Origin of the sequence: Alcaligenes sp. WGS1538, from assembly GCF_043187505.1 — a bacterium.
GTDB lineage: Bacteria > Pseudomonadota > Gammaproteobacteria > Burkholderiales > Burkholderiaceae_B > Alcaligenes.
In genome coordinates, this window is record NZ_CP171109.1 from 1,054,109 (window position 1) to 1,079,502 (window position 25,394).

The following is a 25,394-nucleotide window of genomic DNA, read 5'->3' on the forward strand; positions in this document are numbered from 1 at the left end:
GAAACATGGCTATTAACTATCTGAAGCAAGCCAGCAAGACCCCCGAGACGGAAACGGGGACGGCGCGCGCCGTGGTGCAGGAAATGCTGGAGAACATCGAGCTTCATGGCGAGGCGGCGGTGCGCGACTACGCTCGCGTGCTGGACAAGTGGACGGGCGACATCGTGATGAGCGAGGCGCAGATCGAAGCGGCCATCCGCGACGTGCCCGCCGACATCCGCCGCGACATCGATTTCGCGGCGCGGCAGGTCCACGACTTCGCCCTGGCGCAGCGCGATTCCCTGCGGGAGTTCTCGGTGACGCTGCCCTCGGGCGTGCGCGCCGGCCAGCGCGTCATTCCCGTCGACGCCGTGGGCTGCTACGCCCCCGCGGGACGCTACGCGCACATCGCATCCGCCTACATGGGCGTGGCCACGGCCAAGGCGGCGGGAGTAGGGCACATCGTCGCCTGCTCCAGCCCGTTCCGGGGCGGGGCCATGCATCCCTACGTGCTGTATGCCTTCAAGTCCGCCGGCGCCGACACCATCATGACGCTGGGCGGCGTGCAGGCCATCGCTTCCATGGCGTACGGCCTGTTCACCGGCAAGGCCGCGGATGTGGTGGTGGGGCCGGGCAACAAGTTCGTGGCCGAAGCCAAGCGCTCCTTGTTCGGCCGCGTGGGAATCGATGTGTTCGCGGGCCCCTCCGAGGTGGCGGTGATTGCCGACGACAGCGCCGATCCGGCCATCGTCGCCAGCGACCTGGTGGGTCAGGCCGAGCATGGGCATGAATCTCCGGCCTGGCTGTTCACCACTTCCGAATCGCTGGCGCGCGAAGTCATGGCCCTGGTGCCCCGCCTGATCGAGGACCTGCCGCCCATCGCGCGGGACGCGGCAGGCGCGGCCTGGAGGGACTATGGCGAAGTCATCGTCTGCGACACCCGCGAGGAGGTGGCGCAGGTATCGGACCGCTATGCCTCGGAACACCTGGAAGTGCAGGCCCGGGATCTGGACTGGTGGCTGGAGAACCTGAGCTGCTATGGTTCGCTGTTCCTGGGAGAGGAGGCCACCGTGGCTTTCGGCGACAAGTGCAGCGGTCCCAACCACGTCCTGCCCACCAAGGGCGCGGCGCGCTATTCGGGAGGGCTGTCCGTGCACAAGTTCATGAAGACGCTGACCTGGCAGCGCATGGACAGGGAAGCCGTGCGCCAGGTGGCGCAGGTGACGGCGCGCATTTCGCGGCTGGAGGGCATGGAAGCGCATGCGCGCACCGCCGACGACAGGCTGGCCAAGTATTTCGCTCATGAGCAGTTCGAGCTGGGCCAGGCGGTGACGGTCTAGGCCGGGATCCGGGAGGCAGACATGAAGATGACCTTGTTTGACCTGAGCGGACGTACCGCGCTGGTGACCGGAGGGAACTCGGGCATAGGGCTGGGCATTGCCCGGGCCCTGGGAGAGGCGGGCGCCGCCGTGGTGCTGATGGCGCGGCGCGAGCCGGAGCTGAAAAACGCCGCCGAGCAGCTGCGCGGGCAGGGGGTGGCCGCCTCCTATGCGGTCTGCGACCTGTGCGATGTCGCGGCTCTGAGGCGGCAGGCCCATGAACTCGAGTCAGGAGGGACTGGCATCGACATCCTGGTGAACGCGGCGGGGGTGAATCTGCGCGAGGCTTTCGAGGACGTCACGCCCGAGAGCTGGGACCGGCAGCTGGACCTGCATCTGAAGGCGCCGTTCTTCCTGACACAGGCCCTGGCGCCTTTCATGCAGGCGCGCGCCTGGGGCCGCATCATCAATCTGGCTTCGCTGCAGACTTATCGGGCCTTCGCCGACAGCGCTCCCTACGGCGCCGGCAAAGGCGGCATTGCACAGCTGACCCGGGCCATCGCTCAGCGCTGGTCGGGCAGCGGAATCACTTGCAATGCCCTGGGGCCGGGCTTTTTTCCCACTCCGCTGACGGCCGCCGTCTTCCAGAACCAGGAACTGGCCGACCGGCATGCGCGCAATACCTGCATCGGCCGCAATGGCGAGCTGAGCGACCTGCATGGTCCGGCCGTATTCCTGGCCAGCCAGGCTTCGGCCTACGTGACCGGACAAGTGCTGATGGTCGATGGAGGCTACACGGCCAAGTAGCGTGATGCCGCATCGAATTCACAGAACCATCCAGAAAACTGGAGGAGACTAGACATGAAACAGGATACCGACGGAGCCAAGCGGGGCAACCTGCGGCGGGCTTCTATTTCAAGCGTGCTGGGATCGGTCATCGAGTGGTATGACTTTTTCCTGTACGGCGTGGTGGCCGGCCTGGTGCTGGACAAGCTGTATTTTCCGGGCGACGACGCTTTCGTGGCCACCTTGCTGGCCTACGGCACGTTTGCCCTGGGCTTTGTCGCCAGGCCCATAGGCGGCATTGTCTTCGGACACTTCGGCGACACCCTGGGACGCAAGAAGATGCTGATGCTGACCTTGTTGCTGATGGGCGGGGCCACGGTGGCCATAGGCCTGATCCCGACCTATGCGCAGATCGGCCTCGCCGCGCCCGTCCTGCTCTTGTTGTGCCGCATCGTCCAGGGCATCGGTCTGGGCGGCGAGTGGGGCGGCGCGGTATTGATGACCTATGAATCGGCGCCGCCGCACAGACGGGGATTTTTCGGCAGCCTGCCCCAGACGGGAATGTCGCTGGGTCTGGTGGGCGCTTCCGGCGTGGTGGGGCTGTTGTCCTGGGCCTTGAGCGAGGAGCAGTTCATGGCATGGGGCTGGCGCATCGCCTTCCTGCTCAGCGGCGTCATGGTGCTGGTGGGTGGCTACATCCGCAGCCATGTGAGCGAGACGGAGGATTTCAAGAGCGCGCAGCGCACGGCGGCCGCCGCTCCCAGGCGCGACATTCCCATCATGAGCACCTTGCGGCGCTATCCGCGCATGGTGCTGGCCTGCATGGGCGCGCGCATGATCGACGGCGTGTTCTTCAATGTGCTGGGCGTGTTCTCCTTGAATTACCTGACCCGCCAGCTGCATTTCGAGCGCACTCCGGTACTGATGGGCATCATGTTCGGCGCCTTGCTGATGACGGCCTTCATCCCCTTCTGGGGCGCGGTGGCCGACCGCGTCGGCAAGGCCCGCGTCTATGGAACAGGAGCCTTGCTGGCCGCCCTGTCCATTTTTCCGTCGTTCTACGTGATGCACAACAGCGGCGGGAACGTCTACCTGGTATGGGCGGCGATCATCATCCCCTTCGGCATCTTCCATGCCGCCGTGTTCGGCACCATGTCCTCGTTCTTCGCTTCCTGCTTCGACGCCTCGGTGCGCTATACCGGCATTTCCTTCGTGTACCAGGTGGCGGGCGTGCTGGCGGGCGGTCTCACGCCCATCATCGCGACCTTGCTGACCGACTGGAACGCAGGCGAACCCTGGTTCCTGTGCAGCTATGTGCTGGCGGTCGGCCTTGTCAGCACGGCCTGCACGATCTGGATATCCCGGCAGCCTGCACCCGAGGAAGACACTGCAGCCGCGGCCTTGCCCGGACAGGCGCTGCGTACCGCCTATTCCCCTTCACGCCATTGAGGAGCCGAGATGAAAGCACTGGTCTATACACGAGCCAATCACATCAGCCTGCAGGACATTGCCTACCCCGATCTGCGGGATGGGGAAGTGATCCTGCGCATCACGGCCGCCGGGATCTGCGGCTCGGACATGCACGCCTACCATGGCAAGGATCCCCGCCGCCAGCCCGGCCTGGTGCTGGGGCATGAACTGGCGGGCGTGGTGCAGGAAAGCGCCTCGCCCTTGTTCAGGCCCGGCCAGCGCGTGACGGCCAATCCGTCCATTGCCTGCGGCGCGTGCTCCTACTGCGTGGCCGGACGGGACAATCTGTGCCAGGACCGCGGCATGGTGGGCATGTCCCGGCCCGGCGCCTTTGCCCAGTTCATGGCCATTCCGGCGTCCTGCCTCATCGGGCTGCCCGAAGGCATGAGCGATCTGGCGGCGGCCCTGGCCGAACCGGCCGCTACCGCGCTGCATGCCGTCAATCTGGCCATGAGGAGTTTGAGCCGGCCTTTGCCCGAAGTCGGCGCCCTGGTGATCGGGGCGGGCGCCATCGGCTTGCTGACGGCCCTGCTGCTGCGCTCGTACGGCTGCAGGCGGGTCGTGCTGGCCGAGACCAACCCGCTGCGCCGCCAGTCCGCTGCCCGGCATGCGGCCTGCGAGGTGTATGATCCCATCAGCGATCCCGCCCGCAGCGCCCGGTTCGAGCTGGTGGTCGACGCCGTGGGCGCAGCGCCTACCCGCGCCCTGGCGCTCGATGGCGTGCGGCCGGGCGGAACGGTCGTCCATATCGGCCTGCAGGACTGGGCCAGCGAGATCGACATGCGCAAGCTGACCCTGGCCGAGATCACGCTGCTGGGGTCGTACATCTACACCATGGCCGACATGCAGGCCACGGTGGCCGCCCTGCACGAGGGCGCATTTGGCGACCTGGGCTGGGTCGAGCAACGCAGCCTGGTCGATGGCCCGGCGGCGTTCGCGGCCTTGGATTCGGGAGCAATCGCCGCCGGAAAGCTGGTGCTGGTTCCGGAACTGGAGGACTGAGATGCGACTGGGTGTGTTCACGCCCCGGGCGACCGGGGAAAACAGGGTAGCCGCCACGCCGGAGACGGTCAGGGGCTATCTCAAGGCGGGCCACGGCGTGGTGGTCGAGGCGGGGGCGGGGCAGGGAATCGCCTGCTCCGACGCGGACTACGAGCAGGCGGGGGCGACCATCGGCGATCCTTACCAGGCCACGGTGCTGCTGGTGGTCGGCGCGCAGGACCTGGACCCGGCGCGGCTGCGGGCCGGGCATGTGGTGGTGGGCATGCTGGACCCCTACGATGCGCCAGGCCTGGACAGGCTGGCGCCCTCGGGGTGCGAGGCCTATGCGCTGGAGCTTGTACCCAGGACCACGCGGGCGCAGAGCATGGATGTGCTTTCTTCGCAGGCCAATATCGCGGGCTACGCCGCCGTGCTCAAGGCCGCCACCCTGTATCCGCGCTTTTTTCCCATGATGATGACGGCGGCCGGCACCGCCAAGGCGGCGCGCGTCGTGGTGCTGGGCGCGGGCGTGGCGGGGCTGCAGGCCATCGCCACCGCGCGTCGGCTGGGCGCCGTGGTGGAAGCCTCGGATGTGCGGCCGGCGGCCCGCGAACAGATCGAGTCCCTGGGAGCGAAGTTCATCGACGTGCCCTACGAGACCGACGAGGAACGCGAGGCGGCCCAGGGTTCGGGAGGCTACGCCCGGCCCATGCCGGCCTCCTGGCTGCAGCGGCAGGCCGGGGTGGTGGCGGAACGCTGCGCCCAGGCCGACGTGATCATCACCACGGCCCTGATTCCGGGACGGCCCGCGCCGCGCCTGATCGAGGAGGACGTCCTGCGGTCCATGCGCGCCGGCTCGGTGATCGTGGACCTGGCCGCCGCGCGCGGCGGCAATTGCGCCCTGACCGTCGCCGACCAGATCGTGCAGCGGCATGGCGTGACCCTGGTGGGGGAAACCAATTTCCCGGCCCGCGTGGCCGCGGACGCTTCCGCCCTGTACGCCCGCAACATCCGCAACTTCCTGGGCCTGATGCTCCAGGACCAATCGGACGAGCTGCACATTCCCGAGGGCGACGAAATCATCGAGGCCAGCCGGGTGCTGCGAGCCGGCCAACGTCTCTTTCCACAGCCGAGAGCCTGAGCCATGGACATCATCTCCCCTGTAGTCATCAATCTCATCATCTTCGTGCTGGCCATCTACGTGGGCTATCACGTGGTCTGGAATGTCACGCCCGCCCTGCATACGCCCTTGATGGCGGTCACCAATGCCATCTCCGCCATCATCATCGTGGGCGGCATGCTGGCTGCGGCGCTGACCGAAAGCGCCTGGGCGCAGGCCATGGGCGTCATCGCCACGGCGCTGGCGTCCGTGAATGTCTTCGGCGGCTTCCTCGTCACCCGGCGCATGCTGGAGATGTTCAAGAAGAAGGGCGGCAAGGACGCCGCGCGAGGAGAACGGCCATGATCTCCATGAATACCGTCACCATGTGCTATCTGCTGGCCTCGGTCTGCTTCATACAGGCGCTCAAGGGCCTGTCCCATCCGGCGACCTCGCGGCGCGGCAACGCGTTCGGCATGCTGGGCATGGCGCTGGCCATCGCGACCACCGCCGCGCTGATCGTGAGCCTGTCCGCGCCGGGACAAGCCGTGCCGGGACTGCTCAGGGTACTGGTCGGCCTGGCCGCGGGCGGACTGCTGGGCGCCGTCATGGCGCGTCGCGTGCAGATGACCAAGATGCCCGAACTGGTGGCTTTCATGCACAGCATGATAGGCCTGGCCGCGGTGGCCATCGCCATCGCCGTCGTCCTGGAGCCCCTGGCCTTTGGCATAGGCTCGTCCGGCGCCGTCTTGCCCATGGGCAACAGGCTGGAGCTGGCTCTTGGGACGCTGGTGGGCGCGATCACCTTTTCGGGCTCGGTCATCGCCTTCGGCAAGCTGTCGGGCAAGTACAAGTTTCGCCTCTTCCAGGGCGCCCCGGTCACGTTCAAGGGACAGCATCTGCTGAACCTGCTGCTGGGGCTGCTGGCGCTGGCCTGCGGCGCGGTGTTCGTCGCGACCCAGGCCTGGTGGGCCTTCGGCGTGCTGCTGGCCCTGTCTTTCCTGCTGGGAGTGATGCTCATCATTCCCATCGGCGGGGCCGACATGCCGGTGGTGGTGTCCATGCTGAACAGCTATTCGGGCTGGGCGGCAGCGGGGATCGGATTCTCCCTGAACAATTCCATGCTGATCATCGCCGGCTCCCTGGTGGGCGCCTCGGGCGCGATCCTGTCCTACATCATGTGCAAGGCCATGAACCGGGCATTCTTCAATGTGCTGCTGGGCGGGTTCGGGGCGAACGCCTCGGGGGCGCAGGCTTCGGCCGAGCAGGGCAGCCGCGCGGTCAAGTCAGGCAGCGCCGAGGATGCCGCCTTCATGATGAGCAATGCGGAGTCCGTCATCATCGTTCCCGGCTACGGCCTGGCGGTGGCCCGGGCCCAGCATGCCCTCAAGGAACTGTCGGACAAGTTGAGCAGCCAGGGCGTGACGGTACGCTATGCCATCCACCCCGTGGCCGGCCGCATGCCCGGACACATGAATGTGCTGCTTGCCGAGGCGGAGATGCCGTACGAGCAGGTCTTCGAAATGGATGACATCAACAACGAGTTCGCCCAGACCGATGTGGTGCTGGTGCTGGGCGCCAACGACGTGGTCAATCCGGCCGCCAAGAACGACCCGGGCTCGCCGATTGCCGGCATGCCCATCCTGGAGGCGTACAAGGCCAGGACGGTGATCGTGAACAAGCGTTCGATGGCGGCCGGCTATGCGGGCCTGGACAACGAGTTGTTCTACATGGACAAGACCATGATGGTGTTCGGCGACGCCAAGAAGACCATCGAGGACATGGTCAAGGCCTTGTGAACCAGGCGGCCATCCCGGACCCGTCGGGTCCGGGTACCGGCTGCGGGCCGTTCAGAACTTGGGGCCGGAACGCAGTTCTTCGCACATCTGCTTGCGCTGCTCCTCGGTGGCGCCTTCCAGATCCCTGCGGCCGCGCTCCAGCCCTTGCTGGAAGGCGGCGTCGAAATCGGCTTCGCTCAGGCCCATGTCTTTCATGGATTCTTTCTGCCTGGCCTTCATGTCCTGCAGTTGCGCCTCTGTGTAATCGCCGCAGATCTGGGCGGCGGCGTGCATGGCTCCGCCCATCTGGGCCAGTTGCGTGGACGGATTGATGTCTTGTGCGACGGCGGCCTTGGCGGCCAGCGCCACTACGACGGCAGGCAGAATGCGTAGGGTGGTGTGAGGCATGCTCGATCCTGTTTGATGGCGGAAAACCAGGCTGTGCTGGCGGATGTCGATCATACCCCAGTCGCATGGTCGGGCAGAATGCGTGCCGGACGAAAAAAAAACCGCGATGCGGTTGCATCGCGGTTTTTTGAATTTGGCGCGGCTGGCAGGATTCGAACCCACGACCCCTTGGTTCGTAGCCAAGTACTCTATCCAACTGAGCTACAGCCGCAAAGACGGATATTATATATCGTCTTGAAGTTTTTGCAAGTGTTCGACCATGCCTGTTGAACATAAACGTCGATGACTTGCTGCTTCAAAAAAAATCTTCCCGCCTGGCGGGAAGATTTCTTGAAACTGGCGCGGCTGGCAGGATTCGAACCCACGACCCCTTGGTTCGTAGCCAAGTACTCTATCCAACTGAGCTACAGCCGCTAAAGAAGTAGAACTATAACACGGGTTTTTGGGCTTGTCACGAAGTAGCCGTAATTTTTTTCATGACGATGCCGGGGGCGCGAGAGCAGTCCATGCCGCGGCCCATTTCAATCGGGCCGGAAAGCCGCGCCTGAAAGTGATGTCGAGGTGCAGCGGCGCGGCGGCTCCCGGTTCACGGCGTGGCGGCGGGCGCGGGCAGCGCGTCGTTGGCGATGATCTCCCCGGTGGGCTGCAGTCGCGAGCGGGGCGCCTGCAGGCTCAGGTGCGGGAACAGCAGCTCGGCCACCCGATAGCTTTCTTCCAGATGCGGGTAGCCCGAGAAGATGAAGGTGTCTATGCCCAGCTCGGCGTATTCCTGCATGCGGCGCGCCACGGTGGGGCCGTCGCCCACCAGGGCCGTGCCGGCGCCGCCGCGCACCAGGCCCACGCCGGCCCACAGGCTGGGGCTGACCTCGAGGCGTTCGCGGCTGCCCTGGTGCAGGGCGCGCATGCGTTGCTGGCCCACCGAATCGTAGTCCGCCAGGCAGGCCTGGGCGCGGGCGATGGTGTCTTCATCCAGATGGCTGATCAGTTCCTGCGCCGCCTGCCAGGCTTGTTCGTTGGTGTCGCGCACGATGACGTGCAGACGTATGCCAAAGCGCAGGCGCCGGCCCTGCCGCAGGGCCAGCGCCCGCACCGTCTCGATTTTCTCCTTCAACTGCGCGGGCGGCTCTCCCCAGCTCAGGTACATGTCCACCTGCTCGGCCGCCAGCTCCAGGGCGGCGTCCGAGGAGCCGCCGAAGAACAGGGGAGGGCGCGGCTGCTGCACAGGCGGATACAGCAGGCGCGCTCCCTGTACCTGGATGTGGCGGCCGTCGTAATCCACGGTCTCGCCTTCCAGCACGTGCCGCCAGATGCGCGTGAACTCGGCGGCGGCCTCGTAGCGCTCGTCGTGGTCCAGGTGCACGCCGTCGCCGCGCAGCTCCTCGGAATTGCCGCCGGTCACCAGATTGAACAAGGCGCGCCCGCCCGACAGGCGGTCCAGCGTGGCGGCCTGGCGGGCGGCCACCGTGGGGGAAATGACGCCGGGCCGCAGCGCGACCAGGAACTTCAGGCGCTGCGTGCTCGCGACCAGGGAGGCCGCCACGATCCAGGCATCTTCGCAGGAGCGGCCGGTGGGGATCAGCACGCCTTCATAGCCCAGTGAGTCGGCCGCCTGGGCGATCTGCTGCAGATAGGGCAGGTCCACGGGGCGGGCGCCCTTGTCGGTGCCCAGGAAGCGGCTGTCGCCATGGGTGGGCAGGAACCAGAAGATGGACAACGGCTGGGCACTCATGGGGGCTCCTCGGCAGAGGGTGGTCAGGGACGCGGCGATGCGGGGACGCATGGGCGGCTCTTCGGAAGCGGTCTTCCATTTCACTATGAGCCATCGAGACGGCTGGAAAAACGACGTATTTCCAATATGGAAATAGCGTGTGCGCTCATATGCAGCCTGCCAATCCGTATTGGCCGGCGTCGTCCGGGCGAGCTAGCATGGCGGGTTCGCCCGGCACGGACGGCTTGCTCCCTGTGGCACAAACGAGCATCATTACGCCATTGTTTTGGAGCCGACTGGATGGACCTCTCGAAAATTACCTGCACCGAAGATTTCCGGCTCGTGGCCAAGCGCCGCGTACCCAAGATGTTCTATGACTACGCCGATTCCGGTTCCTGGACGCAAAGCACGTACCGGGCCAACGAAGAGGACTTCCAGAAACTGAAGTTCCGCCAGCGGGTGGCGGTGGACATCCAGAGCCGTTCCCTGAAGTCCACCCTGCTGGGCCAGGAGGTGGCCATGCCGCTGGCCTTGTCGCCCACCGGCCTGACCGGCATGCAGCACGCCGACGGCGAGATGCTGGCGGCGGTGGCCGCGCGCGACTTCGGCATCCCCTTCACCCTGTCCACCATGAGCGTGTGCTCCATCGAGGACGTGGCCCAGGCCACGCGCGCGCCGTTCTGGTTCCAGTTGTACGTGATGCGCGACCGCGGCTTCATCGAGAACCTGATCGCCCGCGCCAAGGCGGCCAATTGTTCCGCCCTGGTGCTGACGCTGGACCTGCAGGTGCTGGGCCAGCGCCACAAGGACATCAAGAACGGACTGTCCACGCCGCCCAAGCCCACGCTGCGCAATCTGCTCAACCTGGCCACCAAGCCCTATTGGTGCCGCAACATGCTGGGCACGCGCCGGCGCACCTTCGGCAATATCGTGGGCCACGCCAAGGGCGTGTCGGACCTGAGCTCCCTGTCCACCTGGACGGCCGAGCAATTCGATCCGTCCCTGAACTGGGGCGATATCGAATGGATCAAGAAGGTCTGGGGCGGCAAGCTGATCGTCAAGGGCATCATGGATGCGGACGATGCGCGCCTGGCCGTGGACAGCGGCGCCGATGCGCTCATCATCTCCAACCATGGCGGACGCCAGCTCGATGGCGCGCCGTCCTCGATTTCCTGCCTGCCGGCCATCGCGCAGGCGGTGGGCGACCGCATCGAAGTGCTGGTGGACGGCGGCATACGTTCCGGCCAGGACGTGCTGCGCGCCCGCGCCCTGGGCGCCCAGGGCGCCATGATAGGCCGCGCCTTCCTGTATGCGCTGGGCGCGGCGGGTCAGGCGGGCGTGACGCGCCTGCTGCAGCTCATGGCCAACGAGATGGACGTGTCCATGGCCTTCTGCGGGCGCACGTCCGTGGAGAAGGTGGACCGCTCCATCCTGCTCAATCCGGATATTTTCGATCGTCCCGGCTATTAAGCATCTGCGTTCAGCGGCCCGGGCCGGGCGGGCAGGCGGCCGCGTCCGTGCGGCCGCTCCAGGTCCAGCATGGGGCCGGCGGGCACGATGCCGGTGGGATTGATGTGCCGGTGGCTGACGTAGTAATGGGTCTTGATGTGATCCAGGTTGACGGTGCCGGCCACGCCCGGAATCTGGTAGAGCTCCAGCATGTAGCCCCATAGATTGGGGTAGTCGAACAGGCGGCGCACATTGCACTTGAAATGGCCCACATAGACCGGATCGAAGCGGATCAGGGTGGTGAACAGGCGCCAGTCGGCCTCGGTCAGGCATTCGCCTGTCAGGTAGCGCTGGCGGCCCAGCAGGGATTCCAGCTCGTCCAGGGCCGAGAACAAGGCCTGCACGGCCGCTTCGTAAGCGGTTTGAGCGGTGGCGAAGCCGGCCTTGTAGACGCCATTGTTGATGGCGTCGTACACCTGCGCATTCATGGCGTCGATCTGCTCCAGCAGCTCGGCCGGCGCCATGTCCAGTTCGCGCGCGCCCAGCTTGTCGAACGCGCTGTTGAGGATCCGCATGATGTCGGCGGACTCGTTGTTGACGATGGCGCTGCGCTGCTTGTCCCAGAGCACGGGCACGGTGACGCGTCCGGTGTAGTCGGGGCGGGCCCGGCGATAAAGCTGGTGCAGGAATCGTGCGTTCATCACCGGGTCGGGCGTCACGCCGGCGGCGGGCTCGAAAGTCCAGCCCTGCTCGCCCATCACGGGGTTGACGATGGATACGCCGACCAGTTCCTGCAAGCCCTTGAGCTCGCGCATGATCAGGGTTCGGTGCGCCCAGGGGCAGGCCAGTGACACGAACAGGTGGTAGCGATCGGCCTGGGCCGGCCAGGCCTTCCGGCCTTGGGGGCCGGGCTGGCCGTCCGGCGTGATCCAGTCGCGGAATTGCGACTGGACGCGCTTGAATTCGCCGGAGACTTTGCCGGTGACGGGCTCCTCGGTATTCCAGATTCCATCGACCAGCATGCCCATGCCTTACTCCTTTAAGTTTTCAATATTCAACCCTTAAGTTTAAGGGTGATTTCGGCAATGTGCTTGCCCTGATAGCGCGCGCCGTCCAGTTCGTTCTGGGTGGGCTGGCGCGAGCCGTCGCCGCCGGCCAGGGTGGAGGCGCCGTAAGGGCTGCCGCCGGTGACCTCGTCCAGCCGGGTCTGGCCTTCGAAGCTGTAGGGCAGGCCCACCACGATCATGCCGAAGTGCAGCAGGTTGTGGATGATGGACAGCAGCGTCAGCTCCTGGCCGCCGTGCTGGGTGGCGGTGGAGGTGAAGGCGCCGCCGACCTTGCCGTTCAGCGCGCCGCGCGCCCACAGGCCGCCGGCCTGGTCCAGGAAGCTGGCCATCTGCGAACTGATCCGGCCAAAGCGCGTGCCTGTGCCCACGATGATGGCGTCATAATGCTCCAGATCGGCCACGGTGGCGACCGGCGCTTCCTGGTCCAGCTTGAAGTGGGCCGCCTTGGCCACGGCCTCGGGCACCAGTTCGGGGACGCGCTTGATGTCCACGGTGGCGCCGGCGCTGCGGGCGCCTTCGGCGACGGCCTGGGCCATTTTTTCCACGTGGCCATAGGCGGAATAATAGAGAACGAGGACTTTTGCCATCTGATCTGCTCCGAGAATAGGACCGAGAAAAACGGTGCGGGACAGGCAGGGCTTGTGCTGCGCACCGAGCTTGCATCATAGAGTCTGGCGGGCGGCTTTGCCAGCCGTGCCGGACCTGCAAGTCCGGTACGTGGTCGGAGGCGCTTGCGGGCCGGCCGGGTCAGGCCGGCAGCAGGGCGTAGGTGGTGGTGGCGTGGGCCACCAGCCGGCCTTGTTCATCCAGCAATTTCACGTCGCCGAAGGCCAGGCTCTTGCCGCGCTTGAGCACCTGCGCCTGGACCAGCACGTCGCCCTGGCTGACGGGCCGCACGAAGCTGGTGTTCAGCGATACCGTCGTCATGGGGCGGAATGCGCCCAGGCTGCTGCTGACGGCCAGCACCATGGCCGTGTCGGCGGCGGCCATGTAGACCTGGCCGCAGATCACGCCGGCCACGTGGGTGATCTGATCGGAAAAAGGCAGGCGCAGGGTCGCGCCGCCGTCGCCGATCTGCTCCACCTGCAGGCGCAGGGCCTGGACCCAGGGCGCGAAAAGCGTCGACAGCGATTCTCGGGCTTGTTGGATGTCCATATTGCCTCAGCCGCAGTAGACGGAGATGATGCGGTTCTGCTCGTCCACCCGGATGCTGAGCCGGCTGGCGTCGTAATCCGTCGTGTACATGCGGTCCGGCACCAGGACCCGGGCGCGGGCCGCGCCGGACTGACGGACCAGGCGCTGGACCTGGCTGTCGCCGGCCTGCTGGCCGGCGGGATTCAGGGCGTCGACGTTGCACACGCCCCCGCTGGAATTCTCGAACTGCGAGGAGGATGGGGCGCTGGACGGGGAGGAGCCGCCGGTGGCGGTGCAGGCGGCCAGCAGCACGGCCGGCAGCAGGGTCAGGAGAAAAGAAGGTCGCATGGGGAGATCCTTGAAAACATCAAGCCTGAAGAATCAATGATACCTTTTCTACGTCTGCTGCCTAGGGCGCCTTGCCTTGGAGCCCCAGCCGGCCGACACATCCGGATGGCCGGCGATGGCGTAGCGCAGGGGCGCGTGCGCCCATTGGCCGGCATAGTCCACGCCCACCCTGGGGCCGATGCGCACTTGCTCCAGCGTCAGGGCCGGCGCATCGAGCACGTGCAGGGACGGGGTGCAGACATCGGCACCATTGTAGTGCCGGTCGATGTCCAGGCCGCGGCACAGGCGGCCCGGACCGGACAGCGATGGGGCCGGAGCGCCGGGCATGTGGGCCGCGCGCAGCAGCACCGCCGTGCCGTCGCCTTCCACGCCGCTGACCAGGTTCACGCAGTGATGCATGCCGTAGATCAGGTAGACGTAGGCGTGACCGGCCGGACCGAACATGACGCGCGTGCGCGGCGTGATGCCGCGCCGGCTGTGGGCGGCCTGGTCCTGGGGGCCCAGGTAGGCTTCGGTCTCCACGATCACGGCCTGCCGCCGGCCGCGTTCGTCGTCCAGCACCAGCGTCTTGCCCAGCAGCTCCAGTGCGACGATGCGCGCGTCGCGCGCGAAGAACTCGCGCGGCAGCCAGAGCGTCTGTTCAGACATGGGCGGGCACGGCGTTCAGGCGGTCCAGCCAGGCTTGCCGCTCCTGCGCCGGCAGGAACGACGAGCGCAGGCTGTTGGCGGCCAGGGTGCGCAACTGCTCCGCCCGCAGGTCCAGGGCCTGTGCGGTCTGCATGTAGTTGTCCAGCACGTAGCCGCCGAAGTAGGCCGGGTCGTCGGAGTTGACGGTCACGTTCAGGCCCAGGTCCAGCAGGCGCTTCAGATTGTGCGCATCCAGGCTGTGGAAAACCTTGAGCTTGAGGTTGGACAGGGGACAGACGGTCAGCGGCACGGCCTGTTCGATCAGGCGTCGCATCAGCTGCGGATCGTCTTCGCTGCGCACGCCATGGTCGATGCGTTCGACCTTGAGCAGGTCCAGGGCGTCGCGCACATAGCTGGCCGGGCCTTCCTCGCCGGCATGCGCGACCAGGCGAAAGCCCAGCTCGCGGCAACGGGCGTAGACGCGTTCGAACTTGGCCGGGGGATTGCCTTTCTCCGCCGAGTCCAGGCCTATGGCCACCCAAAGGTCCGCGTACTGTTCGCGCAGCGGCAAGGCGGCCTCCAATGTCTGGAAGGCGTCCTCTTCGCTCAGGTGGCGCAGGAAGCTCAGGATCAGGTAGCTGCTCACGCCCAGTTCCCGGCGGGCCTGGCGGGCGGCCCCGGCGATGCCCGCGAAAACGGTCTGCATGGACACGCCCCGCGTGGTGTGGGTCTGCGGGTCGAACATGATTTCCGCATGCACCACGCCGTCCTCGCGGGCCCGGCGCAGGTAGGCCCAGGTCATGTCGAAAAAGTCCTGCTCGGTGATCAGTACCCCGGCGCCGGCGTAGTACAGGTCCAGGAAAGACTGCAGGTCGGTGAACTGGTAGGCCGCCCGCAGGCTTTCGACGTCCGGATAGGGCAGGTCCACGCCATTGCGCCGGGCCAGGCGGAAGATCAGCTCGGGTTCCAGCGTGCCTTCGATGTGCAGATGCAGTTCGGCCTTGGGCAGGGTGCGCACGAACTCGCGCAGGGACTGGGGGGAGGCGGTCACGTCGGGCTCCATGGATGACGGATGTTGCCTGCCATTATACGTAGCCGCCGCGCCCCGGTCAGGGGCGGCGCAAGGCCGCTGCGGCCAGGGCCAGCCAGGCCAGTATCATGGCCACGCCGCCGATGGGCGTGATCGCGCCCAGCCATTTCACGCCGCTGAGCACCAGCGCATACAGGCTGCCGCTGAAGATCAGCACGCCGGCCAGCATCAGCGCGGCGCTGCGCGCCCGCCAGGCCGGGTGCAGCTGCGAGCCCAGGGCCGCCGTCAGGAGCAGGCCCAGCCCGTGCAGCAACTGGTACAGCACGGCCGTATGCCAGACGGCCAGGGAAGAGGCGTCGACCAGGGAGCGCAGGGCGTGGGCGCCGAACGCGCCCAGGCCCACGCCCAGGGCCAGGAGCAGGGCGCCGGCGGCAATCGCGGATCGTGGTTTCATGTCTGTCCTTGCAAGGCGCCGCCGGAGCGGCGCGGGTGATGGCGGATGCTATTATCAGACAAAAAAACAGCTTTTCCTGCAAGGAGCGTGCATGAACGCGACGGATCCCGTGCTTCAGGACGATCAGTCTTCCGTGGTGGCCGCCTTCCGGTACAGGCCCGGCAGGCCGGCCGAGGCGGTGGACGTGCGCAGCCTGCCGGCCCGGGACCCGGCCCAGGACGGTTTTGTGTGGATAGGCCTGAAGGATCCTTCCGATGAACTGCTGGAATGCGTGGGCGCGCAGCTGGGTCTGCCCTCCAAGGCCATCGAGGAACTGATCTCCCCCCACCGGCGTCCCAAGCTGGTGGAGTACAGCAATTGCCTGATCGTGGTGGCCATCACGCTGGGCATGAAGGAGCTGCGGCCGGTGTTCGGCAATACCCAGCTGGTCATAGGCCCCGGCTTTCTGATGACGGTGCGGCGCGGCTCGAACAGCAACTATCTGGAGCTGCGCTCGCGGCTGGAGAATTCGCCGGAACTGCTGCAGCGCGGCAGCGATTACGTGGCCTCCGAGCTGCTGGACCTGATCGTGGACCAGTACCTGGTGTCGCTGGAGCAGATGGAGAAGGCCGTGGAGACCATCGAGCAGCAGTTCCTGATCCGCGGCTTCAAGGAAAGCGACGTGCGCCGCATCTACAGGCTGCGGCGCGACCTGTTGCGCATCCATACGGCCGTCACGCCGCTGGCGGAGTTGTGCCGCCGGCTCTCCAGGGTGGGGCTGGCCTATGTGGACGAGGACAGCCGCGCCTATTTCGGTGAAGTGGCCGACCGCATCTCGCGCACTTCGGAGTTCATCGGCAGCCTGCGCGAGGCGCTGGCCTTCGCGTTCGAAGGCGGATTGATGATAGGACAGATGCAGCAGACCGACACCACCCGCAAGCTGGCCGCCTGGGCCGCCATCCTGGCGGTGCCCACGGCCGTGGCCGGCATCTACGGCATGAACTTCAAGTTCATGCCGGAGCTGGACTGGCACCTGGGCTATCCCATGGCGCTGGCGCTGATGGGCGGAGTCTGCGGGTTTCTTTACTGGAAGTTCAAGAAAGCCAAGTGGCTTTAGCGCGCATCGGGGTGCTGAGCCGCGCAGCGCGCAAGGAGGCATCATGAATCTGGACAAGGAATTGCAAAGCCAGGTGCCGGACCTGGCCGACGATGATTTGCTGCAGGACGATCCCGTGCTGCAGGCCTGGCTGCAGCGCGGACATCTGCAGCCGGGACTTCATGGATTGGAGCGCTACGGACGCGAGCTGGGGTCCGCCCACTGGCGGGCCCAGGGTGCCTTGGCCAATCGCGAGACGCCGCAATGGCGGCCCTGGTCGCCCCAGGGGGAGCGCATCGACCAGGTGGACTTCCACCCGGCCTGGCATGCCCTGATGGAGCTGGGCATGGGGCAGGGCCTGCATGTCTGGCCTCACGAGCCGCGTCCGGGGCTGCATCTGGCCCGTGCGGCGGGTTTCTATATGCACGGCCAGATCGAGGCCGGGACCCTGTGCCCCCTGACCATGACCCGCGCGGCGGCGCCCTTGCTGCAGGGCGAAGGCTTCGAGGACTGGCGGCGACGCCTGGAAGTGCGCCAGTACGACCCTTCCAGCCGCCCCGTCGCGCGCAAGCACAGCGTGCTGCTGGGCATGGGCATGACGGAGATGCAGGGCGGTTCGGACCTGCGCGGCTGCACCACGCAGGCGCATGCCGACGGCGACGGCCAGGCCTTTCGCCTGTATGGTCACAAGTGGTTCTTCTCGGTGCCGCAGGCGGACGCTCATCTGGTCCTGGCCCGTGAACAGGAGCAGTTGTCCTGCTTTCTCGTGCCGCGCCATGTCGCCGACGGGCTCAACGGCCTGCGCATCCGCCGCCTGAAAGACAAGCTGGGCAATCGTTCCAACGCCAGCGCCGAGATCGAGTTCGACGGGGCGCTGGCCTGGCGCGTGGGCGAGGCGGGTCGGGGGATCGCGCTGCTGGCGGGCATGGCGGCGCGCACCCGCGTCGATTGCGTGTTGGGCAGCGCCGCCCTGATGCGCCAGGCTTTGGTGCAGTCCTTGCATTACTGCCGCCATCGTCGCGCCTTCGGCAAGATCCTGCTGGAGCAGCCCTTGATGCAGGCGGTGCTTCTGGACATGGCGCTGGAGAGCGAGGCGGCGGCCCATCTGGCGTTCTTCCTGACGGAGTTGCAGGAAAGGGCGGACGATGAGCAGGCGCAGGGCGTCTTGCGCGTACTCGCGCCGGCCGCCAAGTTCTGGGTCTGCCGGCGGGCGGTGGCGCTGTGCGCCGAGGCGATGGAGACCTGGGGCGGCAATGGCTACGTCGAGGACGGGCCCATGCCACGCCTGCTGCGCGAGGCGCCGGTGAATTCCATCTGGGAAGGTTCGGGCAACGTGATGTGCCTGGACGTGCAGCGAGCCCTGGTCCAGCCCGCCGTCCAGGCCGCCTTGCAGTCGGACCTGCAGGCCCGTTGCGCGGGCGACGCCCGCCTGGAGAATGCAGCGCGCGAGCTGATGGACAGGAGCGCCCAGGCGGGGGGGCGCGCCTGGACGCAGGCGCTGGCCGTGCTGTACCAGGCCTGCCTGATGCGCGAGATGGCGCCGCAGGACTGGGGCGGCCTTTTCCAGACGCATCGGCTGGAGCGCGGCCCGGCCGCCGTGTTCGGCGTGGAGGGCGCGGCGCGGCCTCTGGACTGGCTCCGGCGCACCTGGCTCAGGCTGGACGCATGAGGCCTATGGGGAGAATGCTCTGGACAGGGGGCGGGCAATACCTATAATTTGTTAGCCCCGATTCTGCTTTTTGCCTGGAGCATCGTCCGCATCATGATTGCCTTCGCCTTGCCATGCCCGAGCCCGACTCCGCGCCTTCGCGCAAAGTTCGCCGCCCGCAGCGGACTTGCCGCCCTGCTGCTGATGCTGGCGGGGCAGGCGCAGGCGGCGGGCTACCAGCTGGAGGGCCGGGTGGTGCGGGTGGCCGACGGGGATACCCTGACCGTGCTGCTGGACAATCGCCAGCAGCAGCGCGTGCGCCTGGCCAGCATCGACGCTCCCGAAACCACCAAGGATGCACGCCGCCCCGGCCAGCCCTATGCGGAGGCGTCGCGCCGCTATCTGTCCGAGCTGGTGGCCGGCAAGGACGTGCGGCTGTCCTGCTTCGAGAAGGACAGGCACGGACGGGCCGTCTGCGACGTGCTGCTGGAAGGCGGCCAGACCGCCAATCAGAAAATGGTGGAGGCCGGCCTTGCCATGGCCAACCGCGAAAAGCGCGGCCGTTTCCTGCGCGACGCGCGCATCGACGGCCTGGAGCGTGAAGCCAGGCGCGCCGGCCTGGGCATCTGGTCCGAACAGGAGCCGGTGGCGCCCTGGCAATGGCGCTACCAGTGCTGGCAGAAAGGCCAATGCTAGCCCGCCTGCGGCGGGCGCTGCTGATCCTGGGCTGCAGCGCGCTGGCCGCCTGCTCGGAGCCGGTCAACAGCCCCTACGAGGAGCACAGCGCGGCGGAGAACGTGCTGTACAGCGCGTTCACCACCCGTTCGCCCAACCACTTGGATCCGGCGCTGTCCTATTCCGGGGACGAGACGCCGTTCACCTATTCCATCTACGAACCCCTGTACGGCTATCACTACCTGGACCGGCCCTACCGCCTGATTCCCAAGGCGGCCGCCGAACTGGTCGAGCCCGTCTACCTGGACGCCAATGGCCGCCGCCTGCCGGCCGATGCGCCGGGAGAGCAGGTGGCCATCAGCCGCTATGACATTCCCATCAAGCCGGGCATCGCCTTCCAGCCCCATCCGGCCTTCGCGCGCGACGAGCAGGGCCAGTACCGCTACTATCCCATGCGCGCACCGGACCTGCGGGACGCTTTCAGCATCGGTGACTTCCCCCATGCGGATTCGCGCGAGCTCAATGCGCAGGATTATGTCTATGCCTTCAAGCGCCTGGCCAGCCCGCGCCTGGCTTCGCCCATATCCGGCGTGATGGCCGAGCATGTGCGCGGCTTCAAGGAACTGGCCCAGCAGTTGGCGCAGGACGACAAGCGCTCGCCCCGGCCCGACTGGCTGGACCTGCGGCCCTACACGCTGTCAGGGGTGCAGGCGCTGGACGAGCACACCTTGCGCATCGAGGTGCTGGGGAAGTACCCCCAGTTCAAGTACTGGCTGGCCATGACGTTCACGGCCCCTGTCCCCTGGGAGGCGGAGCGCTTCTACAGCCAGCCGCGCATGGCGCAGCACAACCTGACCCTGGACAGTTGGCCCGTGGGCACCGGCCCCTTCATGTTGACCGAGTCCCAGACCAACCGGCGCCACGTGCTCAGCCGCAATCCCTTGTACCGGGGCGAGCCCTACCCGTGCGTGGGCGAGGCCGGCGACCTGGAAGCCGGCCTGCTGGAGGACTGCGGCAAGTCCATGCCCTTTCTGGACAAGGTGGTGTTTTCGCTGGAGAAGGAAAGCGTGCCCCTGATGGGCAAGTTCCTGCAAGGCTATTACGACATTCCCCAGGTGGAGCGCGGCGAGTACGGCGTGGCCATGACCGTGGCGGCCAACGATTCTGCCGACAAGGCTGCGCTGTACAGGGAGCGGGGCCTGCAGTTGCGCACGGCGCCCGAGGCGCAGCTGTTCTACATGGGCTTCAACTGGCATGACCCGGTGGTGGGCAAGGGCGATACGCCCGAGCAGGCCGAGCGCAATCGCAAGCTGCGCCAGGCCGTGAGCATTGCCTTCGACTGGGAGGAGTACGTCTCCATCTTCATGAACGACCAGGCCCAGGTGGCGCACAGCCCGCTGCCGCCGGGCGTGCCGGGATACCAGCCGCTGCCGCAGGGGGCCAATCCCTATGTCTACACCGTCAAGGGTCAGACGGTGCAGCGCCGCAGCCTGGACGAGGCGCGCGAGCTGCTGCGCGAAGCCGGCTACCCGGACGGGCGCGATGCGCGCACCGGCAAGCCGCTGATCCTGTACTACGATTCCATGGGCGGCATGGGCTCGGACGCCACCGTGGACTGGATGCGCCGCCAGCTGGGCCAGGTGGGCCTGCAGCTGGAGGTGCGCGCCACCGACTACAACCGCTTCCAGGACAAGATGAAGCGCGGCGCCGCGCAGATGTTCATCTGGGGCTGGGTGGCGGACTATCCTGACGCCGAGAACTTCCTGACTCTGCTCTACGGTCCGCAATCGAAGGTGGATCATGGGGGGGAGAACGCCGCCAACTACCAGAGCGACGCTTATGACCGGCTGTACGAGCAGATGCGTTTCCTGAACGACGGCCCCGACAAGGAAGCCGTCATCCACGAGATGGTCAAGGTGGTGCAGCACGATGCGTCCTGGATGTTCGGCTATGTGCCCAATGCGGGCGGGGCCTATCAGGTGTGGGTGCGCAATGCCAAGCCCTCCCTGATGATACGCGACAGCCTGCAGTACTACCGCATCGACGCGCAGCAGCGGGTGGAGCGGATCCAGGAGTGGAACCGTCCTGTCTGGTGGCCGGCCATTCCCTTGCTGCTGATGCTGGCCGCGCTGGTGTGGGCGCTGCGGCGCATGGCGCGCCAGCGCCGCACCCGCGCCGCCCTGCGCAAGGAGGAATCCTGATGTTTTCTTATCTGCTGCGGCGCGTGCTGTACGGAGCCCTGATCCTGGTCGGCGTGAACCTGCTGACCTTCATCCTGTTCTTCGCCGTGAACACGCCCGACGACATGGCGCGCCTGTCCATCGGCGGGCAGCGTGTCAGCCAGACGGCGATAGACAACTGGAAGGCCGAACGCGGCTACGACAAGCCCTTGTTCTACAACGGCCAGGCGCAGGGCGGCGAACGGTTTACCGACACCATCTTCTATGAACGTTCCGTGCCTTTGCTGCGCCTGGATTTCGGCCTGTCCGACCAGGGGCAGGATATCGGCTACCAGATACGCAACCGCATGGGGCCCAGCCTGGCCCTGGCCCTGCCCACGTTCTTTCTGGGCCTGTGGGTCTGCATCAGCTTCTCCCTGCTGATGGTCTTTTTCCGCGGCAGCCGCCTGGACTTTTCGGCGGTCGTGCTGTGCGTCGTGCTGATGTCCATCTCGGGGCTGTTCTACATCATCGCCGGGCAATGGCTGTTCGCCCGGGTGCTGCGCTGGGTGCCGTTTTCCGGCTGGGTGCAGGGCCTGGAGAACTGGCGCTTCCTGGTCCTGCCCGTGCTGGTGGGCATTCTGTCCAGGCTCGGCGCCGAATCGCGCTTCTACCGCAGCCTGTTCCTGGAGGAGGCCAGCCGGGACTACGTGCGCACGGCGCGCTCCAAGGGCCTGGCCGAGCGCTGGGTGCTGTTTCGCCACGTGCTGCCCAATGCGCTGCTGCCCATCCTGACGAGCACGGTGTCCGCCTTGCCGCTGCTGTTCATGGGCAGCCTGATCTCGGAATCGTTCTTCGGCATTCCGGGGCTGGGCAGTTTCACCATCGATGCCATCAATGCCCAGGACTTCTCCATCGTGCGCGCCATGGTGTTCCTGGGATCGCTGCTGTATATAGCAGGGCTGATCCTGGCGGACATATCCTACACGCTGGTCGATCCCCGCATCCGCTTCAGTTGAGTCCGCCATGCCACAGTTCGTCTTTCTCTGGACCGATACCTTCGTGCTGGCGCTGTTCCTGGCGATGGCCGTCTATGCGCTGCGCGTGGCGCGCCGCCCGGGGCTGCGTTCGGCCTGGGCCAGCGTGGCGCGTACGCCCTCGGCCATGTGCGCGGCCGTCTTCCTGGCTTTTTTCCTGCTGGTGGGCCTGCTCGATTCCATCCACTATCGGCCCATGCTGCCGCCGGCGCCCGGCCAGGAGGCGGCTGCGCCCACGTATGCGCCGGTGGCCCGTTCCGTGCTGGACGACCTGTTGAGCCGCGCCGCCCTGTCGGATGTGGAAAAAACCTATTCCGCGCCCCTGGCGCGCTTTCAGTTGACCAAGGAAACCGTGCTGATCGCAGGCGAGGCGGTGCGCGACTTCCCGCGCCTGATCAACGCCGGGGTAGGCATGGATACCATCCAGGCCCATCACCAGGACGTCCGGCGGCTGGCCCTGCGGGGGCTGGCCTGGGGAGCGGGCTGGTGCTTGCTGCTGGCGCTGGCCCTGACCCTGTGGGGGCGGCGCAAGGCCCTGGAACCGGGCTGGGGCGGCGCCTGGGCCTACTGGTGGCAGGGCCAGGGCCTGGTGCCCTGGCGGGCCGTCTGGATCAGCGCCTGCCTGCTCGGCCTGGCGCTGAGCGTGGTGATCAGCCTGAGCGCCAATTATCACGTGCTGGGCACGGACCGCACCGGCAACGACATTCTTTGGCAGGCGCTCAAGAGCGTGCGCACGGCCCTGGTCATCGGCACGCTGACCACCTTCGCCATGCTGCCGCCGGCCATCATACTGGGACTGGCCGCCGGCTACTTCAGGGGCTGGGTGGACGATGTCATCCAGTACATCTACACCACGCTGACCTCGATTCCCGGCGTGCTGCTGATCGCCGCCTGCGTGCTGATGATGCAGGTGTACATAGACACGCACCCGGACAGTTTCGACACCGTGGCGGCCCGCGCCGACCTGCGCCTGTTCATGCTGTGCCTGATCCTGGGACTCACGGGGTGGGCGGGACTGTGCCGCCTGCTGCGCGCCGAGGTGCTGAAGCTGCGCGAGCTGGACTATGTGCAGGCCGCCCAGGCCTTCGGCGTCAGCCCCTTGCGCATCATGTTCCGTCACCTGCTGCCCAATGTCATGCACATCGTCCTCATCACCCTGATCCTGGAGTTTTCGGGGCTGGTCCTGTATGAGGCCGTGCTGTCTTACCTGGGCATAGGGGTGGATCCCAGCATGCCCTCGTTCGGGCGCATGATCGACGCCGCGCGCAGCGAGCTGTCGCGCGATCCCATCATCTGGTGGGGGCTGGCCGGCGCCTTCGCCTTCATGCTGGCGCTGGTGCTGTCCGCCAATATCTTCGCCGACGCGGTGCAGGCGGCCTTCGATCCCCGCACGCGCCGCTTCCGTGCGGTCCGTTTGCGCCATCCCGCTGGAGACACCAAGCCATGACGAGCCCATCCGGCAGTTCTTCCGTTCTGCATATCCAGGGCCTGGAAGTGCGCGTGCAATCCGACGCCGGGGTGCAAAGCGTGGTGCGCAATTTGTCCATGGCGGTGCGCAAGGGCGAAACCTTCGCCCTGGTGGGCGAATCGGGTTGCGGCAAGAGCATGACGGCCATGGCCATCCTGCGCCTGCTGCCCGAAGCCGCCTGGATGCAGTCCGGCGCCATCGAGCTGGACGGCCTGGACCTGCCGCTGCTGGCCGAGGAGCAGATGCAGGACGTGCGCGGCCGGCGCATCAGCGTCATCTTCCAGGAGCCGTCCACCAGCCTGAATCCGGTCATGTCCGTCGGCCGGCAGATCAGCGAGGTCATACGCCGGCACCGCGTGGCGCCGGCCGGGCAGGAGCGCGCGGCGGCGGTGCGCTGGCTCAAGCGCGTGGGCATCCCGGCCGCCGAGCAGCGCTACGACGATTTTCCCTTCCAGTTCTCGGGCGGACAGAAGCAGCGCATCATGATCGCCATCGCCTTGGCGGCCGAACCCGACCTGCTGGTGGCCGATGAACCCACCACCGCCCTGGACGTGACGGTGCAGGCGCAGATCCTGCAGCTGCTGGCCGACATACAGAAGGAAATGGGGCTGGCCATCCTGCTGATCACGCACGATCTGGCGGTGGTGCGCCAGTACGCGGACTACGTGGCGCTGATGCGCCATGGCCAGATCGTGGAATCGGGCCTGGCCAGCCAGTTCTTCCTGCGGCCCACGCATCCTTATGCGCGTGAATTGCTGGGCGCCATCCCCACGTATGACAAGCGCGGGCGTCCGCTCTCCAGGGAGGCGGCGCCCGAGCCCCGACGACCCCCCGAAAAGGGAGGGCTCGTCCTGGAGATCGAGGCCCTGTCCGTGGCCTACCGCCAGTCGGGCTCCTGGTGGCGCCGCCTGCCGCCCGTGCCGGTGGTCAAGGACCTGAGCCTGCAGCTGCACAAGGGCGAAACCCTGGCCCTGCTGGGCGAGTCCGGCTGCGGCAAGAGCACGGTGGCGCGCGCCTTGATGCGCCTGCTGGACAGCCAGGCCGAGATCGGCGGCCGGGTCAGGCTGCTGGGGCAGGACGTGCTGGCGGCCAGAGGCAAGGCCCTGCGGCAGCTCAGGTCGCGACTGCAGATCATCTTCCAGGACCCGTACGGATCGCTGGACCCGCGCATGATGGTGGGCGACATTCTCCAGGAGGGCCTGTCCGCGCTGCGCCCGGACCTGGACGGCGCGGCGCGGCGCAAGCGCGTGGCGACCCTGGTCGATCAGGTGGGCCTGCCCAAGAACACGCTGGAGCGCTACGCGCACGAGTTTTCGGGCGGGCAGCGCCAGCGCATCGCCATCGCGCGCGCCCTGGCGGTGGAGCCCGCGGTGCTGATCTGCGACGAGCCGACCTCGGCGCTGGACGTGTCGGTGCAGGCGCAGATACTGGACCTGATGCGCCAGCTGCAGGCCGAGCTGGGTCTGGCCTATCTGTTCATCACGCATAATTTCGGCGTGGTCGAGTACCTGGCCGACCGCATCGCCATCATGGCGCAGGGGCGCATCGTTGAGCAGGGCAGCGCCGAGCAGGTGCTGTTTCATGCCCGGCAGGAGCAGACGCAGCGCTTGCTGGCCGCCGTGCCCAGACTGGAGGTCGAGCCGGCCGCCCGGCGCCCCGGCCGCCGCAGCCTGGCCGGATCAGGATGAATGAGTC

General features: G+C 66.8%; 24 protein-coding genes and 2 tRNA genes. 15 read left to right on the forward strand and 11 right to left on the reverse strand.

Annotated elements, in window-relative coordinates:
* Positions 1 to 5: 5 nt before the first annotated feature.
* The 7 genes from hisD to ACF3ND_RS04940 are packed head-to-tail and all read left to right on the forward strand — an operon-like array spanning position 6 to position 7,433.
* The gene (gene hisD / locus ACF3ND_RS04910) at positions 6 to 1,319 is read left to right on the forward strand and encodes a histidinol dehydrogenase (RefSeq protein WP_394064806.1); all 1,314 of its coding nucleotides are present in this window, start codon (positions 6 to 8) and stop codon (positions 1,317 to 1,319) included.
* Between the two features lie 21 nt (positions 1,320 to 1,340).
* The gene (locus ACF3ND_RS04915; RefSeq protein ID WP_394064808.1) at positions 1,341 to 2,105 is read left to right on the forward strand and encodes an SDR family NAD(P)-dependent oxidoreductase; all 765 of its coding nucleotides are present in this window, start codon (positions 1,341 to 1,343) and stop codon (positions 2,103 to 2,105) included.
* A gap of 54 nt (positions 2,106 to 2,159) precedes the next feature.
* Positions 2,160 to 3,533 (forward strand): MFS transporter, encoded by a 1,374-nt coding sequence (locus tag ACF3ND_RS04920; protein ID WP_394064810.1) that lies wholly within the window; start codon positions 2,160 to 2,162, stop codon positions 3,531 to 3,533.
* A 9-nt stretch (positions 3,534 to 3,542) separates the two neighbouring features.
* Entirely contained in the window at positions 3,543 to 4,556 is a 1,014-nt protein-coding gene (locus ACF3ND_RS04925; protein WP_394064812.1) for an alcohol dehydrogenase catalytic domain-containing protein, read from the forward strand.
* Position 4,557: 1 nt separating this feature from the next.
* Positions 4,558 to 5,676, forward strand: coding sequence for an NAD(P) transhydrogenase subunit alpha (locus tag ACF3ND_RS04930; protein ID WP_394064814.1), 1,119 nt, complete (start codon positions 4,558 to 4,560; stop codon positions 5,674 to 5,676).
* Between the two features lie 3 nt (positions 5,677 to 5,679).
* Positions 5,680 to 6,000 (forward strand): NAD(P) transhydrogenase subunit alpha, encoded by a 321-nt coding sequence (locus ACF3ND_RS04935; protein WP_394064816.1) that lies wholly within the window; start codon positions 5,680 to 5,682, stop codon positions 5,998 to 6,000.
* Complete coding sequence (locus tag ACF3ND_RS04940; RefSeq protein ID WP_394064818.1) at positions 5,997 to 7,433, forward strand: NAD(P)(+) transhydrogenase (Re/Si-specific) subunit beta; 1,437 nt, start codon at positions 5,997 to 5,999, stop codon at positions 7,431 to 7,433. The genes ACF3ND_RS04935 and ACF3ND_RS04940 overlap by 4 nt, the downstream gene beginning before the upstream one ends.
* A gap of 51 nt (positions 7,434 to 7,484) precedes the next feature.
* Here the strand turns inward: ACF3ND_RS04940 and ACF3ND_RS04945 are convergent, their stop codons facing one another.
* The 4 genes from ACF3ND_RS04945 to ssuD form a co-directional block, all read right to left on the reverse strand.
* The gene (locus ACF3ND_RS04945) at positions 7,485 to 7,820 is read right to left on the reverse strand and encodes a hypothetical protein (RefSeq protein ID WP_394064820.1); all 336 of its coding nucleotides are present in this window, start codon (positions 7,818 to 7,820) and stop codon (positions 7,485 to 7,487) included.
* Positions 7,821 to 7,954: 134 nt separating this feature from the next.
* Positions 7,955 to 8,031 (reverse strand) — tRNA-Arg (locus ACF3ND_RS04950).
* Between the two features lie 126 nt (positions 8,032 to 8,157).
* Positions 8,158 to 8,234 (reverse strand) — tRNA-Arg (locus ACF3ND_RS04955).
* 172 nt (positions 8,235 to 8,406) lie between these two features.
* Complete coding sequence (gene ssuD, locus ACF3ND_RS04960; protein WP_394065782.1) at positions 8,407 to 9,534, reverse strand: FMNH2-dependent alkanesulfonate monooxygenase; 1,128 nt, start codon at positions 9,532 to 9,534, stop codon at positions 8,407 to 8,409.
* Positions 9,535 to 9,828: 294 nt separating this feature from the next.
* Between ssuD and ACF3ND_RS04965 the strand changes: the two genes are divergently transcribed.
* On the forward strand, positions 9,829 to 10,998 hold the full coding sequence (locus tag ACF3ND_RS04965; RefSeq protein WP_394064822.1) for an L-lactate dehydrogenase: 1,170 nt from the start codon (positions 9,829 to 9,831) through the stop codon (positions 10,996 to 10,998).
* On the opposite strand, the gene ACF3ND_RS04970 is transcribed toward ACF3ND_RS04965, so the two are convergent.
* From ACF3ND_RS04970 to ACF3ND_RS05000, 7 genes are all read right to left on the reverse strand, one after another.
* The gene (locus ACF3ND_RS04970; RefSeq protein WP_394064824.1) at positions 10,995 to 12,005 is read right to left on the reverse strand and encodes a glutathione S-transferase family protein; all 1,011 of its coding nucleotides are present in this window, start codon (positions 12,003 to 12,005) and stop codon (positions 10,995 to 10,997) included. The two genes, ACF3ND_RS04965 and ACF3ND_RS04970, sit on opposite strands and share 4 nt — an antisense overlap.
* Before the next feature lie 26 nt (positions 12,006 to 12,031).
* On the reverse strand, positions 12,032 to 12,631 hold the full coding sequence (wrbA, locus tag ACF3ND_RS04975) for an NAD(P)H:quinone oxidoreductase (RefSeq protein ID WP_394064826.1): 600 nt from the start codon (positions 12,629 to 12,631) through the stop codon (positions 12,032 to 12,034).
* A 160-nt stretch (positions 12,632 to 12,791) separates the two neighbouring features.
* On the reverse strand, positions 12,792 to 13,199 hold the full coding sequence (locus tag ACF3ND_RS04980) for a PaaI family thioesterase (RefSeq protein ID WP_394064828.1): 408 nt from the start codon (positions 13,197 to 13,199) through the stop codon (positions 12,792 to 12,794).
* Positions 13,200 to 13,205: 6 nt separating this feature from the next.
* Positions 13,206 to 13,526, reverse strand: coding sequence for an I78 family peptidase inhibitor (locus ACF3ND_RS04985; protein WP_394064830.1), 321 nt, complete (start codon positions 13,524 to 13,526; stop codon positions 13,206 to 13,208).
* A 48-nt stretch (positions 13,527 to 13,574) separates the two neighbouring features.
* The gene (locus ACF3ND_RS04990) at positions 13,575 to 14,174 is read right to left on the reverse strand and encodes a DNA-3-methyladenine glycosylase (protein ID WP_394064832.1); all 600 of its coding nucleotides are present in this window, start codon (positions 14,172 to 14,174) and stop codon (positions 13,575 to 13,577) included.
* Positions 14,167 to 15,204, reverse strand: coding sequence for an adenosine deaminase (locus ACF3ND_RS04995; protein ID WP_394064834.1), 1,038 nt, complete (start codon positions 15,202 to 15,204; stop codon positions 14,167 to 14,169). Before ACF3ND_RS04995 ends, ACF3ND_RS04990 begins: the two co-directional genes overlap by 8 nt.
* 58 nt (positions 15,205 to 15,262) lie before the next feature.
* Entirely contained in the window at positions 15,263 to 15,637 is a 375-nt protein-coding gene (locus ACF3ND_RS05000; protein WP_394064836.1) for a DUF423 domain-containing protein, read from the reverse strand.
* A 91-nt stretch (positions 15,638 to 15,728) separates the two neighbouring features.
* Between ACF3ND_RS05000 and ACF3ND_RS05005 the strand changes: the two genes are divergently transcribed.
* From ACF3ND_RS05005 to ACF3ND_RS05035, 7 genes are all read left to right on the forward strand, one after another.
* On the forward strand, positions 15,729 to 16,733 hold the full coding sequence (locus ACF3ND_RS05005; RefSeq protein ID WP_394064838.1) for a magnesium and cobalt transport protein CorA: 1,005 nt from the start codon (positions 15,729 to 15,731) through the stop codon (positions 16,731 to 16,733).
* Positions 16,734 to 16,776: 43 nt separating this feature from the next.
* Positions 16,777 to 18,381, forward strand: a complete 1,605-nt coding sequence (locus ACF3ND_RS05010; protein WP_394064840.1) for an acyl-CoA dehydrogenase family protein — start codon at positions 16,777 to 16,779, stop codon at positions 18,379 to 18,381.
* A gap of 93 nt (positions 18,382 to 18,474) precedes the next feature.
* Positions 18,475 to 19,056 (forward strand): thermonuclease family protein, encoded by a 582-nt coding sequence (locus ACF3ND_RS05015; protein ID WP_394064842.1) that lies wholly within the window; start codon positions 18,475 to 18,477, stop codon positions 19,054 to 19,056.
* Positions 19,050 to 21,236 carry an ABC transporter substrate-binding protein gene (locus ACF3ND_RS05020; RefSeq protein ID WP_394064844.1) on the forward strand — a complete coding sequence of 729 codons (2,187 nt, stop codon included), beginning with the start codon at positions 19,050 to 19,052 and terminating at the stop codon, positions 21,234 to 21,236. Before ACF3ND_RS05015 ends, ACF3ND_RS05020 begins: the two co-directional genes overlap by 7 nt.
* Entirely contained in the window at positions 21,236 to 22,213 is a 978-nt protein-coding gene (locus ACF3ND_RS05025; protein WP_394064846.1) for an ABC transporter permease, read from the forward strand. Before ACF3ND_RS05020 ends, ACF3ND_RS05025 begins: the two co-directional genes overlap by 1 nt.
* A gap of 7 nt (positions 22,214 to 22,220) precedes the next feature.
* Complete coding sequence (locus tag ACF3ND_RS05030; RefSeq protein ID WP_394064848.1) at positions 22,221 to 23,678, forward strand: ABC transporter permease; 1,458 nt, start codon at positions 22,221 to 22,223, stop codon at positions 23,676 to 23,678.
* Entirely contained in the window at positions 23,675 to 25,387 is a 1,713-nt protein-coding gene (locus ACF3ND_RS05035) for an ABC transporter ATP-binding protein (RefSeq protein ID WP_394064850.1), read from the forward strand. Before ACF3ND_RS05030 ends, ACF3ND_RS05035 begins: the two co-directional genes overlap by 4 nt.
* Positions 25,388 to 25,394 lie beyond the last annotated feature (7 nt).